The 16,842-nt window shown below is 72.1% G+C and carries 19 protein-coding genes; 8 read left to right on the top strand and 11 right to left on the bottom strand.

From position 1 onward, the window contains the following. Positions 1–97: 97 nt before the first annotated feature. Positions 98–1,045 (bottom strand): ROK family protein, encoded by a 948-nt coding sequence (locus tag ACYUD3_RS23615; protein ID WP_470973020.1) that lies wholly within the window; start codon positions 1,043–1,045, stop codon positions 98–100. 208 nt (positions 1,046–1,253) lie between these two features. Between ACYUD3_RS23615 and ACYUD3_RS23610 the strand changes: the two genes are divergently transcribed. From ACYUD3_RS23610 to ACYUD3_RS23600, 3 genes are all read left to right on the top strand, one after another. After that, on the top strand, positions 1,254–2,303 hold the full coding sequence (locus ACYUD3_RS23610) for a LacI family DNA-binding transcriptional regulator (protein ID WP_470973018.1): 1,050 nt from the start codon (positions 1,254–1,256) through the stop codon (positions 2,301–2,303). 7 nt (positions 2,304–2,310) lie between these two features. Then, positions 2,311–3,099 carry a hypothetical protein gene (locus tag ACYUD3_RS23605; RefSeq protein WP_470973016.1) on the top strand — a complete coding sequence of 263 codons (789 nt, stop codon included), beginning with the start codon at positions 2,311–2,313 and terminating at the stop codon, positions 3,097–3,099. 86 nt (positions 3,100–3,185) lie between these two features. After that, positions 3,186–3,572, top strand: coding sequence for a VOC family protein (locus ACYUD3_RS23600; protein WP_470973014.1), 387 nt, complete (start codon positions 3,186–3,188; stop codon positions 3,570–3,572). A gap of 80 nt (positions 3,573–3,652) precedes the next feature. Here ACYUD3_RS23600 and ACYUD3_RS23595 read toward each other — a convergent pair whose 3' ends face one another. Continuing rightward, complete coding sequence (locus ACYUD3_RS23595) at positions 3,653–4,939, bottom strand: DUF6986 family protein (RefSeq protein WP_470973012.1); 1,287 nt, start codon at positions 4,937–4,939, stop codon at positions 3,653–3,655. A gap of 232 nt (positions 4,940–5,171) precedes the next feature. Here ACYUD3_RS23595 and ACYUD3_RS23590 point away from each other — a divergent pair, with 232 nt between their 5' ends. Next, entirely contained in the window at positions 5,172–6,098 is a 927-nt protein-coding gene (locus ACYUD3_RS23590; protein WP_470973010.1) for an endonuclease/exonuclease/phosphatase family protein, read from the top strand. A gap of 64 nt (positions 6,099–6,162) precedes the next feature. Here ACYUD3_RS23590 and ACYUD3_RS23585 read toward each other — a convergent pair whose 3' ends face one another. The 4 genes from ACYUD3_RS23585 to ACYUD3_RS23570 form a co-directional block, all read right to left on the bottom strand. After that, positions 6,163–7,125, bottom strand: a complete 963-nt coding sequence (locus ACYUD3_RS23585) for an electron transfer flavoprotein subunit alpha/FixB family protein (protein ID WP_470973008.1) — start codon at positions 7,123–7,125, stop codon at positions 6,163–6,165. Positions 7,126–7,176: 51 nt separating this feature from the next. Next, positions 7,177–7,965, bottom strand: coding sequence for an electron transfer flavoprotein subunit beta/FixA family protein (locus tag ACYUD3_RS23580; protein ID WP_470973006.1), 789 nt, complete (start codon positions 7,963–7,965; stop codon positions 7,177–7,179). A gap of 221 nt (positions 7,966–8,186) precedes the next feature. Next, positions 8,187–8,696 (bottom strand): flavin reductase family protein, encoded by a 510-nt coding sequence (locus tag ACYUD3_RS23575; RefSeq protein ID WP_470973004.1) that lies wholly within the window; start codon positions 8,694–8,696, stop codon positions 8,187–8,189. A 214-nt stretch (positions 8,697–8,910) separates the two neighbouring features. Beyond that, positions 8,911–9,324 (bottom strand): thioredoxin family protein, encoded by a 414-nt coding sequence (locus ACYUD3_RS23570; protein WP_470973002.1) that lies wholly within the window; start codon positions 9,322–9,324, stop codon positions 8,911–8,913. 75 nt (positions 9,325–9,399) lie between these two features. Here ACYUD3_RS23570 and ACYUD3_RS23565 point away from each other — a divergent pair, with 75 nt between their 5' ends. Next, on the top strand, positions 9,400–9,816 hold the full coding sequence (locus ACYUD3_RS23565) for a DUF4395 domain-containing protein (RefSeq protein ID WP_470973000.1): 417 nt from the start codon (positions 9,400–9,402) through the stop codon (positions 9,814–9,816). Positions 9,817–10,015: 199 nt separating this feature from the next. Beyond that, positions 10,016–10,741 carry a lysophospholipid acyltransferase family protein gene (locus ACYUD3_RS23560; protein ID WP_470972998.1) on the top strand — a complete coding sequence of 242 codons (726 nt, stop codon included), beginning with the start codon at positions 10,016–10,018 and terminating at the stop codon, positions 10,739–10,741. A gap of 53 nt (positions 10,742–10,794) precedes the next feature. On the opposite strand, the gene ACYUD3_RS23555 is transcribed toward ACYUD3_RS23560, so the two are convergent. The 4 genes from ACYUD3_RS23555 to ACYUD3_RS23540 all read right to left on the bottom strand — a co-directional run bounded on the left by ACYUD3_RS23555 (position 10,795) and on the right by ACYUD3_RS23540 (position 14,702). Continuing rightward, on the bottom strand, positions 10,795–11,388 hold the full coding sequence (locus ACYUD3_RS23555; protein ID WP_470972996.1) for a transglutaminase domain-containing protein: 594 nt from the start codon (positions 11,386–11,388) through the stop codon (positions 10,795–10,797). 76 nt (positions 11,389–11,464) lie between these two features. Then, a complete protein-coding gene (locus ACYUD3_RS23550; protein WP_470972994.1) occupies positions 11,465–12,535 on the bottom strand; it encodes a threonine aldolase family protein in 1,071 nt (356 codons plus the stop codon). Then, positions 12,532–13,278 carry an SDR family NAD(P)-dependent oxidoreductase gene (locus ACYUD3_RS23545; protein ID WP_470973260.1) on the bottom strand — a complete coding sequence of 249 codons (747 nt, stop codon included), beginning with the start codon at positions 13,276–13,278 and terminating at the stop codon, positions 12,532–12,534. Before ACYUD3_RS23545 ends, ACYUD3_RS23550 begins: the two co-directional genes overlap by 4 nt. Positions 13,279–13,304: 26 nt before the next feature. Beyond that, complete coding sequence (locus ACYUD3_RS23540) at positions 13,305–14,702, bottom strand: DUF6421 family protein (RefSeq protein WP_470972992.1); 1,398 nt, start codon at positions 14,700–14,702, stop codon at positions 13,305–13,307. A 230-nt stretch (positions 14,703–14,932) separates the two neighbouring features. Here ACYUD3_RS23540 and ACYUD3_RS23535 point away from each other — a divergent pair, with 230 nt between their 5' ends. Then, positions 14,933–15,610 (top strand): glycerophosphodiester phosphodiesterase, encoded by a 678-nt coding sequence (locus ACYUD3_RS23535; RefSeq protein ID WP_470972990.1) that lies wholly within the window; start codon positions 14,933–14,935, stop codon positions 15,608–15,610. A gap of 41 nt (positions 15,611–15,651) precedes the next feature. Here the strand turns inward: ACYUD3_RS23535 and ACYUD3_RS23530 are convergent, their stop codons facing one another. Then, positions 15,652–16,209: a GNAT family N-acetyltransferase gene (locus ACYUD3_RS23530; protein ID WP_470972988.1), complete on the bottom strand. Its 558-nt coding sequence runs from the start codon at positions 16,207–16,209 to the stop codon at positions 15,652–15,654. 97 nt (positions 16,210–16,306) lie between these two features. On the opposite strand from ACYUD3_RS23530, the gene ACYUD3_RS23525 reads away from it, so the two are divergent. Beyond that, positions 16,307–16,699 (top strand): VOC family protein, encoded by a 393-nt coding sequence (locus tag ACYUD3_RS23525; protein WP_470972986.1) that lies wholly within the window; start codon positions 16,307–16,309, stop codon positions 16,697–16,699. The last annotated feature ends 143 nt before the right edge of the window (positions 16,700–16,842 follow it).

The raw sequence follows: 16,842 nt of genomic DNA, 5'->3' as shown, positions 1-16,842 counted from the left end.
CCCCTCGCACTCCGGGCCGCCGCGCACCGCAGAAACCCGCCGCGCACCCAAGAAACGCTTCACGCCCCCACAGCGCCCCCAGCCGGACCAACACCCCCTACACCCCCGCCACAGCTCCCCCCACCGCCAGAGCCGCCGCAGCCGCCCCCACGAGCCCCGCGTCCGTCCCCATCTGCGCCGGCACGACCGACAGCCGCCGCACGAACGACAGCGTGGCGTACGCGCCGAGATGCCTGCGCAGCGGCGCGAACAGCACGTCACCCGACTTGGCGACGCCCCCGCCGATGACGGCGATGTCTATCTCCACCAGCGTCGCGGTCGCGGCGATCCCGGCCGCGAGCGCCCGCGCGGCCCGGTCGAAGGAGGCGAGCGCGACCGGGTCACCCGCGCGCGCGGAGGCGGCCACCGCGGCGGCGGTCAGATCGCCGTCGGGCCCGGGCAGCCAGCCGTTCTCCAGGGCGCGCCGCGCGATGTTGGGCCCGCTGGCGATGCGCTCCACGCAGCCGCGCGCGCCGCACGGGCACTCGTCGCCGTCGAGGTCGACGGAGATGTGCCCGATGTGGCCCGCGTTGCCGGTGGGCCCTGGGTGCAGCCGGCCGTTGAGGACCAGTCCCCCGCCCACCCCGGTCGAGACGACCATGCACAGCGCGTTGTCGTGGCCGCGCGCCGCCCCCTGCCAGTGTTCGGCGGCGGTGATGGCGACGCCGTCGCCGATCAGCTCGACGGGCAGGTCGCCGGTGGCCGCGCGGACGCGCGCGACGAGCGGGAAGTCGCGCCAGCCGGGCACGTTGACCGGGCTGACCGTGCCCGCGGAGGCGTCCACGGGGCCCGCGCTGCCGATGCCGACGTGCCGCGCGCGGGGCCACAGTCCGGACGCGGTCAGCTCCCCCAGCACCGCCTCGACGGCGCCCATGACGGACTCGCCGTCCTCCTGCGCGGGGGTCGGGCGCTGGGCGCGGACCAGGATCGTGCCGTCGCCGTCCACCAGCGCTCCGGCGATCTTGGTGCCGCCGATGTCGAGCGCGGCCACGAGGTCGGTGTGCATCAAAGTCTCGGTTCTCCCCGTCAACCAGGAATCGGGCCGCCCGGCCGGCGGTGGGGGGCGCGGGCCGGGAGATGGTGTCGGACAGTCTCCCCCGAGTCTGACAACGTTGTCCAGGCTCTATGCTCGATGCCACATCCTCAGGGGTCGCGCGAGCCAGGCGAACCAGGACATCGCGCCCCTATGGCCGACCTGAACAGGACACCGCACCGTGCCCGAGACGCATCGCCGCACCGACCGGGCCGCCACCGCGCGGTACGGCAACCGTCCCACGATGAAGGACGTCGCCGCGCGCGCGGGAGTCGGCCTGAAGACCGTCTCCCGCGTGGTCAACAGCGAGCCCGGGGTGACGACGGAGACCGAGCGGCGCGTCCAGGAGGCCATCGAGGCGCTGGGCTTCCGCCGCAACGACAGCGCGCGCGTGCTGCGCAAGGGCCGCACGGCGAGCGTCGGGCTGGTCCTGGAGGACCTCGCCGACCCGTTCTACGGCCCCCTCAGCCGCGCGGTCGAGGAGGTCGCCCGCGCGCACGGGGCGCTGCTCATCAACGGCTCCAGCGCCGAGGACCCCGACCGTGAGCAGGAGCTGGCGCTGGCGTTGTGCGCGCGGCGCGTGGACGGGCTCGTGGTGATCCCGGCGGGGGACGACCACCGGTATCTGGAGCCGGAGATCAAGGCGGGCGTCGCGGTGGTCTTCGTGGACCGTCCGGCCGGCCGGATCGACGCGGACTGCGTCCTGTCGGACAACTTCGGGGGCGCCCGCGAGGGCGTGGCCCACCTCATCGCGCACGGGCACCGCAGGATCGGCTTCATCGGTGACATGCCGCGCATCCACACGGCCGCCGAGCGGCTGCGCGGCTACCGCGCGGCCATGGCCGGGGCGGGGACAGACGTCGAGGACTCCTGGGTGTCCCTGGGCGCGACGGGCGCGGACCGGGTGCGCGGCGAGGCCGAGCGGATGCTGACCGGCGACAGCCCGGTGACGGCCGTCTTCGCGGGCAACAACCGGGTCATGGTCACCGTCATCCGGGTCCTGTCCGAACAGCCCCGTCCGGTCGCCCTCGTCGGCTTCGACGACCTCGAACTCGCCGACCTCCTCAAGCCGGGCGTGACCGTCGTCGCCCAGGACCCCGCCGCGATCGGCCGCACCGCCGCCGAACGCCTCTTCCAGCAGCTGGACGGCTCACCCCTCGCCCCGGAGCGCATCGAGATCCCCACCCGGCTGATCACCCGCGGCTCCGGCGAACTCCCTCCGGCGCGGTGAGGCGCGCGTGACGGCGGCGCCGCCAGGAACCCCTCTCACGGCCCTGGGCCTCGACCGGGCCCCCAGGGACCACCCCCTCCTCTATCCGGGCGCCTGGCCCCCCGCCTCGGCCCTTCTGGACGGCGACCTGCTGCGCCCGCTGGACCGGTTCACCCACCCCGGCCGCACCCCGGTCCTCGCCGTCGGCTCCAACGCCTCCCCCGCCCAGCTCCGGCACAAGATGACCGAGTCGGGGATCACTTCCCCCGTCCCGATGGTCAAGGCGACGGTCACCGGCCTCGACATCGGCGTCTCGGCGCACGTCAGCCGCATGGGGTACGTCTCCGCGTCCCCGGTCGACGCCCCGGGTGCCGTACGGGAGTTGTTCGTGATCTGGCTGGACGACCGTCAACTGGCCGTGGTCGACGCCAGCGAGGGCGCTCCTGTGCCGGACGGGAACTACGCGCGCGTATGGCTGCCGGAGAGCGCGGTGCCTGTTGTGCTGCCGAACGGCGAGAGGCTGGCGGGGAGTTACCTCTATGTCAATCGGCACGGTGTCCTGCGCGACGGCACCGGCGCCCCGCGCACACATCCCGGCCAGTACCTTCTCCTGTCCGAACTGCTGCGTGATTCGGCCGAGTTGCGGCTGTTGTTCGGGGTCACTCCGGAGGAGTTCTGTGCCCGCGCGCGGGCGGACGCGGCCCTGTGCGAGCGGGGTACCAGGCTGTTCGCCCGGGAGGGCCTGGTCACGGCGTCGGGGCTGGAACGCTTCGCCGGGGATCACCCGGGGCGGGAGGAAGCGCCGGGGCGGGGATAGGGTCGGGAGTACGGCATCGCGTGTCGGCCACCGTTCCGGTGCGGCATGGAGGTGTCCGTGAGATTGCCCTACGGGAGGCATCCCTCATGTCCGTCGAGTTGAATCACACCATCATCCTGTCCCCCGACAAACACGAGTCGGCGGAGTTCCTCGCCGGGATCCTCGGTCTCGAAGTCGGGGCGGATTTCGGTCCGTTCGTGCCGGTGGCCACGGCGAACGGCGTCACCCTGGACTTTCTGACCGTCCCGGCCGAGTCCATCGTGTGCCAGCACTACGCCTTCCTCATCTCGGAGGAGGAGTTCGACGCGGCCCTGGCCAAGATCGAGGACGCGAAGATCACGTACTACGACACGCCGACCCTCACCCACCCCAACCGGATCAACCGCAACGACGGCGGCCGGGGCCTGTACTTCCTGGACCCGGGCGGGCACGCGATGGAGATCATCACGCGCCCCTACGGCAGCGGCGAGTAAGCCCCTCCCGGACAACCTTCCGGACGGCCTCCCTGACGGCCTTCCGGACGCCCCTCTCAGACGCCCCGCCGGACACCCCGTCAGACGGCCCGCCGAGGCCTCGCGAACCCCTCCAGATCGGCCCTGCCGAGCCCGGTGGCCGCGGTGACCTCGGCCGGGTCGAGGGCGCCGCAGTCGAGGCCGCGCAGCAGGTAGCCGCCGAGCGCCTTGGCGGTGGCGGGCTCGTCCATGACGTCGCCGCCGGCCCGGTTCACATAGCGGGAGAGCCGGTCGGCGGCGGCCTCGAAGCCCTCCCGGTAGAAGGCGAAGACGGCCGCGTACCGGGTCGGCAGATGCCCCGGGTGCATGTCCCAGCCCTGGTAGTAGGCGCGGGCCAGGGCGCGCCGGGTGAGCCCGTAGTGCAGCCGCCAGGCCGCGTGGACCTTCTCGGACGGCCCGACGGGCAGGACGTTCGTCGAGCCGTCCGAGACGCGTACGCCGGTCCCGGCGGCGGCGACCTGCATGACGGCCTTGGCGTGGTCGGCGGCCGGGTGGTCGCTGGCCTGGTGGGCGGCGGAGACGCCCAGGGAGGCGCTGTAGTCGAAGGTGCCGTAGTGCAGCCCCGTGGCGCGGCCCTCGGCGGCGTCGATGAGCCGGGCGACCGTGGCGGTGCCGTCGGGGCCGAGGATGGCCTGGCTGGTCTCGATCTGGATCTCGAAGCCGATCCGCCCGGGGGTGAGCCCCCGGGTCTTCTCGAAGGCCTCCAGCAGCCGCACCATGGCGGTGACCTGCTCGGGATAGGTGACCTTCGGCAGCGTCAGCGCCAGCCCGTCCGGCAGCCCGCCGCCTTCCATGAGCCCGCTGAGGAAGATGTCGAGGGTCCGGATGCCCCGGTCGCGTACGGCGGCCTCCATGCACTTCATGCGGATGCCCATGTACGGGGCGGCGCTCCCGCGCGCGTAGGCCTCGCCGGTCAGCCGCGCGGCGCGGGCGGCGTCCTGGTCCTCCTCGGCGGGGGTGCGGGGGCCGTAGCCGTCCTCGAAGTCGACGCGGAGGTCTTCGATCGGCTCGCGCTCCAGCTTGGCCCGCACGCGCGCGTGGACCGCCTCCGCCAGGTCGCCGTCGAGGCCCAGGACGGCGGCGAAGGACGCGGCGTCCGGGGCGTGTTCGTCGAGGGCGGCGAGCGCCTGGTCGCCCCACTCGCGGACCGTGCCGGCGGTGAAGGCGTCGCCGGGGACGTAGACGGTGTGCACGGGCTGGCGGGTGCCGGGGTCGCCCGGGTAGCGGCGCGCGAGTTCCGCGTCGACCGGGGCGAGAGCGGCGCCGATCTCCTCGCCGACGGCGCCCGCGAGGCTCGTCACGACCGGCTCCTGCTGGCCTCCACCCATACCGCAACCTCCCATTTTCCGCTGTACGGAATCCTTGATCCGCAACTGGCAGCCAACAACGGATCGCCCCGCCGGTCAACACCCGGTCCAGAGACCGGTCCCGCCCTCCCTCACCCCCTCATCGGTTCACGCCCCCGCATCGGTTCACACCTGTTCACCCCCGCTTCCCCGCCGCCCTCTTCCCCACGACGGCCCGCTCCTCCATCCTGGCCCGGGGCGACGGGGGAGGCGCATGACGGGCACCCGGCCGGTGACACGGCGAGCAAGCCTGCGTACGGCCGTCGCGGCGGCCCTGGCGGTCCCCCTGCTGGGCACGGTCTCCGCCTCCGAGGCGCACGGCGACCGCCTCACGCGCCTCGGGCCGGGCGCGCGTCCCCGGCCGGACGCCCCCCTGACCGTGATGACCTTCAACCTCCGTTTCGCGAGCGGCGAGGAGCCCGGCAGCTGGGCCGACCGCCGCCCGGTGACCCGCGAACTGCTGCGCCGGGGCGCCCCGGACGTCGTAGGCACCCAGGAGGGCGTCTACCGGCAGGTCCTGGACATCGCGGGGGACCTGGGGCCGGACTACGCGTGGATCGGGACGGGGCTCGAAGGGCGGACGGGCGACGAGTCGCTGGCGGTGTACTACGACACCCGGCGGCTGATCGCGCTGGAGCACGGCACGTTCGCGCTGTCCGACACCCCGGACGTCCTCACCTCGAACACCTGGGGCGCCGCCTTCGTGCGGATGGTGACCTGGGTGCGGTTCCGGGACCGGGTGGGCGTGCGGCGGGAGTTCTACGTCCTCAACACGCACCTGGACCACCGCAGCCAGCACGCCCGCGCGCGGGCCGCCGAGCTGATCGCCGCGCGTATGGGCGGGCTGCCGCTGCCCGCCGTGCTGACCGGGGACTTCAACGTCGTCGCGCATGACAACGAGGTGTACGACACGCTCCTGGGCTCGGGGCTCGTCGACACCTGGGACAGCGCTCCCGCGCGCGGGCCCGCGTACGGGACGTTCCACAACTACCGTCCGCTGGTCCGGGGCGGGCCGCGGATCGACTGGGTGCTGGCCACCCCTGGGGTGAGCGTGCGCAGGGCGTGGGTGGACACCTATGCGCGCGGGGGTCAGTTCCCGAGCGACCATCTGCCGGTGTGCGCGAGCGTGGAGTTCGTCTAGCGACGGCGAAGGCCCCCGCGACCGGTGCCGGTCGCGGGGGCCTCGTACGCCCTGGGAGGGACGATCAGCCCTTGCGGGCGTTGATCTCCTCGGTGAGCTGCGGGACGACGTCGAAGAGGTCGCCGACGACGCCGTAGTCGACCAGCTCGAAGATCGGGGCCTCGGCGTCCTTGTTGACCGCGACGATCGTCTTGGACGTCTGCATGCCCGCGCGGTGCTGGATCGCTCCGGAGATGCCGTTGGCGATGTACAGCTGCGGCGAGACCGACTTGCCGGTCTGGCCGACCTGGTTGGTGTGCGGGTACCAGCCGGCGTCGACCGCCGCGCGGGAGGCGCCCACGGCGGCGCCCAGGCTGTCGGCCAGGGCCTCGATGATGCCGAAGTTCTCGGCGCCGTTGACGCCGCGGCCGCCGGAGACGACGATCGCGGCCTCGGTCAGCTCCGGGCGGCCCGTCGACTCGCGCGGGGTGCGGCCGGTGACCTTCGTGCCGGTCGCCTGCGCGGAGAACGTCACCGCGAGGGCCTCGACCGCACCGGCGGCCGGGGCGGCCTCGACGGCGGCGGAGTTCGGCTTGACGGTGATGACCGGGATGCCCTTGGCGGCACGGGACTTGGTGGTGTACGACGCGGCGAACACCGACTGGGTCGCGACCGGACCCTCGTCGCCGGCCTCCAGGTCGACGGCGTCGGTGATGATGCCGGAGCCGATGCGCAGCGCCAGGCGGGCGGCGATCTCCTTGCCCTCGGCGGAGGAGGGGACCAGCACGGCGGCCGGGGAGACGGCGTCGTAGGCGGCCTGGAGGGCGTCGACCTTGGGGACGACCAGGTAGTCGGCGTACTCGGCGGCGTCGTGCGTCAGCACGCGCACCGCGCCGTGCTCGGCGAGGACGGCGGCGGTGTCGGCGGCGCCGGCGCCGAGCGCGACGGCGACGGGCTCGCCGACGCGGCGGGCCAGGGTCAGCAGTTCGAGGGTGGGCTTGCGGACGGCGCCGTCCACGTGGTCGACGTAGACGAGGACTTCAGCCATGGGATTGCTCTCCTGCGAAACGAAGTTGAGGGGCGGTCGGCGAGACGGGGCCTAGATGAACTTCTGGCCCGCGAGGAACTCGGCGAGCTGCTTGCCGCCCTCGCCCTCGTCCTTGACGATCGTGCCGGCCGTGCGGGCCGGGCGCTCGGTCGCGGACTCGACGGCCGTGTAGGCGCCGTCCAGGCCGACCTCCTCCGCCTCGATGTCGAGGTCGGACAGGTCCCAGGAGGTGACCGGCTTCTTCTTGGCGGCCATGATGCCCTTGAAGGACGGGTAACGGGCCTCGCCGGACTGGTCGGTGACCGACACGACCGCCGGGAGGGAGGCCTCCAGCTGCTCGGAGGCGGCGTCGCCGTCCCGGCGGCCGGTGACCTTGCCGTCCTCGACGGCGATCTGGGAGAGCAGCGTGACCTGCGGGACGCCGAGGCGCTCGGCGAGCAGGGCGGGGACGACGCCGGCGCCGCCGTCGGTGGAGGCCATGCCGGAGATGACCAGGTCGTAGCCGGCCTTCTCGACGGCCTTGGCCAGGACCAGGGAGGTGCCGATGGCGTCGGTGCCGTGCAGGTCGTCGTCCTCGACGTGGATCGCCTTGTCGGCGCCCATCGAAAGGGCCTTGCGCAGCGCGTCCTTGGCGTCCTCGGGGCCGACGGTGAGGACGGTGATCTCCACGTCGTCGTCGGAGTTCTCGGAGATCTGGAGGGCCTGTTCCACCGCGTACTCGTCGAGTTCGGAGAGCAGACCGTCCACGTCGTCCCGGTCGACGGTCAGGTCATCGGCGAAGTGCCGGTCGCCAGTGGCGTCGGGCACGTACTTCACAGTGACAACGATCCTCAAGCTCACGCCGGCTCTCCTACTGCATCGTCAGTTCTCGGCTGCCTTCCAGCAGGCAGCATAGGCGCCCACCAGTGGCTGCTCCCGGTCCGGGGCCGCCTGCGCACCCGCCGAAATATTACTGACCAGTACACCCCGGCGGCCCCGGCTAAGCAAGCGCTTTGGACTGTGACCTGTGCAACGCAGCGTAACCGGAGCGCTGCCGTCCCGCAGCGGCGCGGCGAAAGGTTTCAGTCGCGCAGCGCGTTGAACCGGCCCTGGTGGTACAGCAGCGGACGCCCCGCGCGCGTGGGGTCACCGGCGACGACCTCCGCGAGGACGATCCGGTGGTCCCCCGCGGGCACGCGCGCGTGGACCTTGCACACCACCCAGGCGAGCACGTCGTCCAGGACGGGCACCCCGTGCGGGCCCTCGTGCCAGGCGGTCGGGGCGCCGAAGCGGTCGGCGCCGCTGCGCGCGAAGGTGGCGGCCAGCTCCTGCTGGTGCTCGCCGAGTATGTGGACGCCGACGTGCGCCGCGCGGGAGACGACGGGCCAGCTGGAGGCGCCGGTGCCGATGCCGAAGGAGAGCATCGGGGGCTCGGCGGAGACGGAGACCAGGGAGGTCGCGGTGAAGCCCGCGGGGCCGTGCTCGCCGGGCGCGGTGATCACGGCGACTCCGGCGGCGTGCCGCCTGAAGACGGAGCGGAAGAGGTCGACGGAGGTGGACGGGACGCTGCCGAGGTCGGTCGAGGCCGTCATGGAGGGTGTCCTTCGGGGAGGGGTGACGAGCGGGTCCGGGGGGCTCAGCGGGCCGGACAGCGGGTGCTCGCGGTGCTCCGGGCCAGGTCGACGTGGGGGCGCCCGCAGAGAAGGGGATCTTCAGGCATGACGTCAGGCTGACGAGAGGTGGCATGTCCAGTCAAGAGCGTCCCGGGATCTGGAAACTGCCGCCCGGTCAGGAACCGACGCCCGCTCACACCGCCTCCCCCAGCGCGGCGATGACGTCCGCCTTGCGCGGCTGGCCGACGGCCCGCCGTACGACCTGGCCGGCGGCGTCGAGGACCAGGACCGTCGGCGTCTTGAGGATGTCCAGTTCGCGGACGAGGTCCAGGTGCTGTTCGGCGTCTATCTCGACGTGGGTGACGCCGGGCACCATCTCGGCGACCTCGCCGAGGACGCGCCTGGTCGCCCGGCAGGGGGCGCAGAAGGCGCTGGAGAACTGCACCAGGGTGGCCCGTTCGCCGAGCTCGCCGCCCAGCCGATCCGCGTCGAGCCGTTTTGCGTCATCCCGCACGCGCACGCGTACCCTCCCGCTCCGCCGCCGTTGCAGCACTCCGAAGGCGCTCGCCGCCGCGAGCACCGCCACGCACACCATGAGTCCGGTCATCCTCGGTCCAAGCGTTCACGAGACCGCAAAGATTCCCGCCTCCCCTGGGAAGTTCCTTTGCGGAATGCTGGATTCATGGACATCGACGCACGTGGGCCGCGGTTCGGCGCGGCCGTCACGACCGCCGTCCTGGCGGTCGTACTGATCACCGGCAGCCCTTGGGTGCTCGCCTGGCAGACCCTGGCGTTCACGCTGGGCGCGGCCGGGGGTGTGGCCCGCTCGCCCTATGGCGTGCTCTACGCGCGCGTGGTGCGGCCCCGGCTCGGGCCGCCCACCTCGTTCGAGGCGCCGGAGCCGCCGCGGTTCGCTCAGGTCGTGGGGCTGCTGTTCGCGGGGGTGGGGCTGGCCGGTTATGGACTCGGGGTGCAGTGGCTGGGGCTCACGGCGACGGGACTCGCACTCGCCGCCGCTTTTCTGAACGCCGCCTTCGGGTACTGCCTGGGCTGCGAGCTGTACCTGCTGGTCAGGCGGGCGACGGTGCGCGCCGGGTAAAGCACGGGCCAAAACCCGAGGTGGTTCATTGCGCGGACGTGACGAGGATCTCGCCGCCGCCGGGCACGAGGACTGGCCCATGGCTCGTTCTTGGGGCACGATCTGCGAAAGCCGTAAACCTACGGCTGCGTAACTTGCCCGTCGGGAGTCCCTTTCCTTGGCTTTCCCCGGCCGGCAGAAGGAAGGGCCCGCCTCACCCATGGCAGAGCTTGTGTACCGTCCCGCCGTCGGTCTCGCGAAGACCTTGTTCAAGGTCTGGGACCTCAAGATCGACTGTCGGGGCTCGGAGAACATTCCGCGCGCGGGCGGGGCGGTGCTGGTGAGCAATCACATCAGCTATCTCGACTTCATCTTCGACGGCCTGGCGGCGCTCCCGCAGAAACGTCTCGTACGTTTCATGGCGAAGGAGTCCGTGTTCCGGCACAAGGTCTCCGGCCCGCTGATGCGCAACATGAAGCACATCCCCGTGGACCGCAAGCAGGGCGAGATCGCCTACCAGCACGCCCTGGAGTCGCTGCGCTCCGGTGAGGTCGTCGGCGTCTTCCCCGAGGCGACGATCTCCCCGTCCTTCACCCTGAAGAGCTTCAAGTCCGGCGCCGCCCGTCTCGCCCAGGAGGCGAACGTCCCCCTGATCCCCATGGCCGTCTGGGGCACCCAGCGCCTGTGGACCAAGGGCCACCCCCGCAACTTCAAGCGCAGCCACATCCCGATCACGATCCGCGTGGGCGAGGCCATCGAGGCCTCCCGCGACAAGTACGCGGGCGCCCTCACCCGCCAGCTGCGCGAGCGCGTCCAGGAGCTCCTGGAGGCCGCCCAGCGCGCCTACCCGGTCCGCCCGAAGGACGCGACGGACACCTGGTGGATGCCGGCCCACCTCGGCGGCACGGCACCGACGCCGGAGCAGGTGCGCGCGGCGGAGGCCTGATCCCGCCCCGCCTCCCCGGGCACCGTACGCGCGCCTGTGCGGCCCGCTGACGCTCACAGGGCCGTCGGCAGCGTCTCCCACAGGTGCGGCCGGTCCACGGCCCCCTGGAGGGCCTTCAGCACCGCCGGATGCGGCTGGGTGTGGAGCGTCGGGTAGTCCAGCTCCCCCGCCTCCTCGTCGGACCGCCAGGCGAGCCGTTCGCCGGTCAGGGAGAACTGGGCGTCCACCCCGGGTTTGTTGCCGCGGGGATCTTGGCGGTGCCAGGCGCCGTGGAAGCGGACGGCGACCAGGCCGTGGACGGCGTGGGTGGTGCCGTCGTCGTCCAGGAGGCGCTGGTAGCACAGGGCCGTGGGGATGTCCTCGGCGCGCAGGAGGGCGGCCAGGGCGTGGGCCTTGGCGTAGCAGATGCCGGTGCCCTGGGTGAGGACGTCGGAGGCACGCCAGGTGACGCGGGGGTCCTGGGCGTCCTGGGAGTGCGGGATCCGGTCGCGGACGTACTCGTAGGCGGCCTGTGCATAGGCATACGAGTCCGCCACGTCCTCGGCCAGGCGGGCCGCCGTTCCCAGCACCACGGGGTGGTCATGGTCGATCACCTCGTCGGACGCCAGGTAGGCGGAGAGGTCGGGGGTGTCCTGGATCAGCTCCATGGGCGCAGAGCATAGGAAGACGGCCACCCATTGGTCAATTAATTTCCGGGTGGCCGTATATTTATGCAGACACGTCTCAGCGTGCCATCTCTTCCTTCAGTGCCGCCACGAACGCGTCCACGTCGTCCTCGGTCGTGTCGAAGGAGCACATCCAGCGCACCTCCTCGGCCGCCTCGTCCCAGAAGTAGAAGCGGAACCGCTTCTGGAGGCGGACGCTCACGTCGTGCGGCAGGCGGGCGAAGACGCCGTTCGCCTGGACGGGCTGGAAGACCTCGACGCCGTGCACCGCGCGGACACCCTCGGCGAGCCGCTGGGCCATCTCGTTGGCGTGCCGGGCGTTGCGCAGCCACAGGTCCTTGGCGAGCAGGGCCTCCAACTGCACCGACACGAAGCGCATCTTGGAGGCGAGCTGCATGGACAGCTTCCGCAGGTGCTTCATGTGCCGGACGGCGTCCTGGTCGATGACCACGACCGCCTCCCCGAAGAGGGCGCCGTTCTTCGTGCCGCCCAGGGAGAGGATGTCGACGCCGACGGCATTGGTGAACGTCCGCATGGGGACGTCCAGGGAGGCCGCCGCGTTGGCTATGCGCGAGCCGTCCAGGTGGACGCGCATCCCGCGCGCGTGTGCGTGGTCGCAGACCGCGCGGATCTCGTCGGGGGTGTAGACGGTGCCGAGTTCGGTGCTCTGGGTGATCGAGACGACCTGGGGCATCGCCCGGTGCTCGTCGTCCCAGCCGTACGCCTGGCGGTCGATCAGCTCAGGGGTGAGCTTGCCGTCGGGCGTGGGGACGGTGAGCAGCTTGAGGCCGCCCATGCGCTCGGGGGCGCCGCCCTCGTCGACGTTAATGTGCGCGCTCTCCGCGCAGATCACCGCGCCCCAGCGGTCGGTGACCGCCTGGAGCGCGAGGACGTTCGCCCCGGTCCCGTTGAACACCGGGAAGGCCTCTGCGGTGGGCCCGAAGTGGCTGCGGACGATCGTCTGGAGGTGCTCGGTGTAGTCGTCCTCCCCGTAGGCGACCTGGTGGCCGTCGTTGGCGAGCGCCAGGGCGGCCATCACCTCGGGGTGGGCGCCCGCGTAGTTGTCGCTGGCGAAGCCCCGGATCCTCGGGTCGTGACGGCGGCGTGCGTCGGTCTTCGGCGGGTTCACGGCTGCTCGGTGAGCCACAGGCGCTGTCCGTTCACTTCTGCGGCGGACTTGTCCCAGACTCCGGCGATCGCCTCGGCGAGGTCCCGTACGTCGGTGAAGCCCGCGAACTTCGCGTTGGGGCGCTCGGCGCGCATCGCGTCGTGCACCAACGCCTTCACCACCAGGATGGCCGCCGCGGACGTCGGGCCGCCCTCGCCCCCGGCCTTGCGGAAGTAGTCGGCGAGCGCCAGCGTCCAGGCCTCGGCCGCGGCCTTGCCCGCGGCGTAGGCGGCGTTCCCGGCGGTCGGTACGGTCGCGCCGGCCGCGCTGATCAGGACGTAGCGGCCACGGTCGCTGCGCTGGAGGGCCTCATGGAAGGCCAGGGAGGTGTGCTGGACGGTCTTGACGAGCAGCAGCTCCAGGAAGTCCCAGTCGTCCAGGCTGGTCTTGGTGAACGTCTCGCTGCCGCGCCAGCCGCCGACGAGGTGGACCAGGCCGTCGACGCGGCCGTACTCCTTCTCGATCCGGTCGGCCCACGCGCGCGTGGAGCCCAGGTCCAGCAGGTCCACCGGCTCGCCGGTGACGCTCGCGCCGCCGGCCGCGTACTTCGCCGCGTCGACGGCCGCCGCCAGCCGCTCGGGGTCGTTGTCCGCGCCGACCACGACCGCGCCCGCCTCGGCCAGCCGGGCCAGCGCCGCCCGCCCCGCGGGACCGCCCGCCCCGGCGACCGCGATCACGGCCCCCTCAAGAGCGCCGTTGCCCATAGTCTTCGCCTCCCGCATCGAACCGCTCACGCGGCCGTTCGCTCCGTGCCGTCCGCCGTGATGCCGCGTGTCTCGGCGATCACGTTCTTCAGCTTCTTCGACAGTGCCTCGTAGAACATGCTCAGCGGAAACTCGTCCGCGAGCACGTCGTCCACCAGTTTGCGCGGCGGCTGCGTGAGGTCCAGGGCGCCGGGCCCCTTCGCCCACTTGGAGCCCGGGTGCGGGGAAAGATACCGGGCGACCAGGTCGTACCCGGCGAACCAGTGGACGAGCTTGGGGCGGTCGATGCCGTCCTTGTAGAGCTTCTCGATCTCGGCGCACAGCTGGTTGGTGACCTGGGGGGCGCGGTCCCAGTCGATGTGCAGCTTGTTGTCGGTCCAGCGGACGACGTCGTGCTGGTGGAGGTAGGCGAACAGGAGCTGGCCGCCGAGGCCGTCGTAGTTGCGCACGCGCTCGCCGGTGACGGGGAAGCGGAACATGCGGTCGAAGAGGACCGCGTACTGGACGTCACGGGCCTGCGGGACGCCGTCCCGGTCGAGCTTCACGGCCTCTTTGAAGGCGGTGAGGTCGCAGCGCAGCTCCTCCAGGCCGTACATCCAGAACGGCTGGCGCTGCTTGATCATGAACGGGTCGAAGGGGAGGTCGCCGTGGCTGTGGGTGCGGTCGTGGACCATGTCCCACAGGACGAAGGCCTCCTCACAGCGCTTCTGGTCGTGGATCATCGCGGCGATGTCCTCGGGCAGCTGGAGGCCCAGGACGGCGACGGCGGCCTCGGTCACCCGGCGGAAGCGGGCGGCCTCGCGGTCGCAGAAGATCCCGCCCCAGGAGAAACGTTCCGGTGCCTCGCGGACGGCGATGGTCTCGGGGAAGAGGACGGCCGAGTTGGTGTCGTAGCCGGGGGTGAAGTCCTCGAACGTGATGCCGCAGAAGAGCGGGTTGTCGTACCGCGTGCGCTCCAGTTCGGCGAGCCAGTCGGGCCAGACCATGCGCAGGACGACCGCTTCGAGGTTGCGGTCCGGGTTGCCGTTCTGCGTGTACATGGGGAACACGACGAGGTGCTGGAGGCCGTCGCGGCGGTCGGCGGCGGGCTGGAAGGCCAGCAGCGAGTCCAGGAAGTCCGGCACCGGGAAGCCGCCCTCGGCCCAGGCGCGCAGGTCCTCGACGAGGGCCCGGTGGTAGGCCGCGTCGTGCGGCAGCAGCGGCGACAGTTCGCCGACCGCCGCGATCACCTGCCGTACGGCCTCCTCGGCCGCGCCGTGCGCCGGGGCGCCGGGCGTCTCGAAGTCGATCGAGCCGTCGGCCGACTGCCACGGCCTGATCCGCTCCACGGCCGCCTTCAGCACCGGCCAGGCGGGGTGGCCCACCACGCTGACCTCAGGAGAATCCTTTTCTCCCGGCATCGCCCGCACAAGAATTTCCGTCATGCCCCAGCCTTCCCGGGAGAACCTCGCGTAAGGACACCGTATGCATACAGCGTTTCCGCCAGCAAGGGTTACCTCGGGAAATTATCCTGTGCGCCTCCATGGTCACCGAATTTTTTCCTGCCGTACATGCCAAGCGCGGAGAGTTCCGCTAGCGGAGCGTGAAGAGGGCTAGGCTGCGGAGCGCACTGGTAGCGCACTTTTGCGGAGAGCCGACGGAAGCGAGAGCCGCCTTGGAGTTCCTGACCATCGGGCACCGCGGGATCATGGGGGTCGAGCCCGAGAACACGCTGCGGTCCTTCGTCGCGGCGCAGGAGGCCGGTTTCGACGCGATCGAGCTGGACCTGCACCTGAGCGCCGACGGGACGCTGGTGGTGATGCACGACGCCGACGTGGACCGCACCACGGACGGCTCCGGGCCGATCGGCGAGCTCACCCTCGCCGAGCTGCGCGCGCTGGACGCCGGGCGCGGGGAGCGCGTGCCGACCTTCGAGGAGGTCCTGGACGCCGTCTCCGCGCCGCTCCAGGCCGAGATCAAGGACGTCCACGCGGCGCAGGCGCTGGCGGACCTCCTGGTGGCGCGGGACCTCGTGGAGCGGGTCGAGGTGTCGTCGTTCCACGACCAGGCGCTCGCCGAGGTCACCCGGCTCGTGCCCGGCGTGCGCACCGCCCTCATCGGCGGGCGCTACGGCGCCGACATCGCCGACCGCGCGGTGGACGTCGGCGCGCAGGCCCTGTGCCTCAACATCCGGCGGCTGACCCTGGAGACCGTCGAGCACGCCCGCAAGCATGATCTGCGGGTGTTCGCGTGGGTGGTGAACACCCAGGATCAGCTGCGGCTGGCGCGGACGTTCGAGCTGGACGGGGTGACGACGGACTATCCGGAGATCAGGGTGGCGGCGTTGCGGTAAGGGGCGTTGAGGTAAGGGGCGCCCGCCCTGGCTTGTGCCCCTTACTTAAAGCGCTTTACCAGCACCTCGAAGCGCAGGTCGTCCCGGCGGGGCACGCCGAAGCGCTCGTCGCCGTACGGGAAGGGGCTCGTCTCGCCGGTACGGGAGTAGCCGCGCCGCTCGTACCAGGCGATCAGTTCCTCGCGTACGGAGATCACGGTCATGCGCATCTCCGCGGCGCCCCAGGTCTCGCGGGCGTGCTGCTCGGCCCGGGCGATGACCTGCTTGCCGAGGCCCTCGCCCTGGAGCGCCGGGCTCACCGCGAACATCCCGAAGTAGGCGTGGTCGCCGCGGTGTTCGAGCTGGCAGCAGGCGACGACGCGGCCGTCCCGCTCGGCGACGAGGACCCGGCCGTCGGGCGACTTCATGATCTCCCGCACCGCCTCCGCGTCCGTGCGGCGGCCGTCCAGGATGTCCGCCTCGGTGGTCCAGCCGGCCCGGCTCGCGTCCCCTCGGTACGCCGACTCCACGAGCGCGACCAGCGCGTCCACGTCGGCGTCGGCGGCGGCGCGGTATACAAAGCCGGTCACGGCGGTCGGGGCCGTCGAGGCGGTCTCCATAGGGTGCTCCTTGTGTTCCCTGGTGCTGGTGGGGCCGGAGGCCGCTCGCGGGACCGGCGCGTCGTCGAGGGTAACGCTCCCGCTAGGCTCCGGACGCATGGTGCATGTATTGAGCAGCCGGATCCTCCTCCACCCCGCCGACCCCGAGCGGGCCCGCGCCTTCTACGGCGAGCAGCTCGGCCTCGCCGTCTACCGCGAGTTCGGCGCAGGACCCGAGCGCGGCACGGTCTACTTCCTCGGCGGCGGCTTCCTGGAGATCTCCGGCCGCGCCCAGAGCCCGCGCGACCCGGAGACCCGCCTGTGGCTCCAGGTCCCGGACGCGGCGGCGGCCCGGGAGGAGCTGGCGGCGAAGGGTGTGGAGATCGCCCGGGAGCCGGTGCGGGAGCCGTGGGGGCTGATCGAGATGTGGATCACCGATCCGGACGGGACGCCGATCGTGCTGGTGGAGGTGCCTGCGGATCATCCGATCCGGTACCGGCCGGGGATCTGAGGGGCGGGGCCGGGCGCCGACGAGCCGGGACGGGTGGGCGCCGGGGCTGGGCTCGGACAACCGGCGCCGAGCGCCCGGAGCGGGCTCCGATGGCCGGGCCCCGGGGGCTGGCTTAGCGTGGCGGGGAGGGCCCCTGGCAGGTG

Source organism: Streptomyces sp. AMJ-169 (genome assembly GCF_055597585.1).
The sequence above is the reverse complement of the archived record's forward strand: the minus strand, read 5'-3'. Positions and strand labels throughout refer to the sequence as shown.

What these genes read in the sequence shown, in the direction of transcription:
- ACYUD3_RS23615 (WP_470973020.1), bottom strand. Translation starts at nt 1,045, where the DNA reads ATGCACACCGACCTCGTGGCCGCGCTCGACATCGGCGGCACCAAGATC.
- ACYUD3_RS23600 (WP_470973014.1), top strand. Translation starts at nt 3,186, where the DNA reads ATGTCCGTCGAGTTGAATCACACCATCATCCTGTCCCCCGACAAACAC.
- ACYUD3_RS23595 (WP_470973012.1), bottom strand. Translation starts at nt 4,939, where the DNA reads ATGGGTGGAGGCCAGCAGGAGCCGGTCGTGACGAGCCTCGCGGGCGCC.
- ACYUD3_RS23590 (WP_470973010.1), top strand. Translation starts at nt 5,172, where the DNA reads ATGACGGGCACCCGGCCGGTGACACGGCGAGCAAGCCTGCGTACGGCC.
- ACYUD3_RS23585 (WP_470973008.1), bottom strand. Translation starts at nt 7,125, where the DNA reads ATGGCTGAAGTCCTCGTCTACGTCGACCACGTGGACGGCGCCGTCCGC.
- ACYUD3_RS23575 (WP_470973004.1), bottom strand. Translation starts at nt 8,696, where the DNA reads ATGACGGCCTCGACCGACCTCGGCAGCGTCCCGTCCACCTCCGTCGAC.
- ACYUD3_RS23570 (WP_470973002.1), bottom strand. Translation starts at nt 9,324, where the DNA reads ATGACCGGACTCATGGTGTGCGTGGCGGTGCTCGCGGCGGCGAGCGCC.
- ACYUD3_RS23565 (WP_470973000.1), top strand. Translation starts at nt 9,400, where the DNA reads ATGGACATCGACGCACGTGGGCCGCGGTTCGGCGCGGCCGTCACGACC.
- ACYUD3_RS23560 (WP_470972998.1), top strand. Translation starts at nt 10,016, where the DNA reads ATGGCAGAGCTTGTGTACCGTCCCGCCGTCGGTCTCGCGAAGACCTTG.
- ACYUD3_RS23555 (WP_470972996.1), bottom strand. Translation starts at nt 11,388, where the DNA reads ATGGAGCTGATCCAGGACACCCCCGACCTCTCCGCCTACCTGGCGTCC.
- ACYUD3_RS23545 (WP_470973260.1), bottom strand. Translation starts at nt 13,278, where the DNA reads ATGGGCAACGGCGCTCTTGAGGGGGCCGTGATCGCGGTCGCCGGGGCG.
- ACYUD3_RS23540 (WP_470972992.1), bottom strand. Translation starts at nt 14,702, where the DNA reads ATGACGGAAATTCTTGTGCGGGCGATGCCGGGAGAAAAGGATTCTCCT.
- ACYUD3_RS23530 (WP_470972988.1), bottom strand. Translation starts at nt 16,209, where the DNA reads ATGGAGACCGCCTCGACGGCCCCGACCGCCGTGACCGGCTTTGTATAC.
- ACYUD3_RS23525 (WP_470972986.1), top strand. Translation starts at nt 16,307, where the DNA reads ATGGTGCATGTATTGAGCAGCCGGATCCTCCTCCACCCCGCCGACCCC.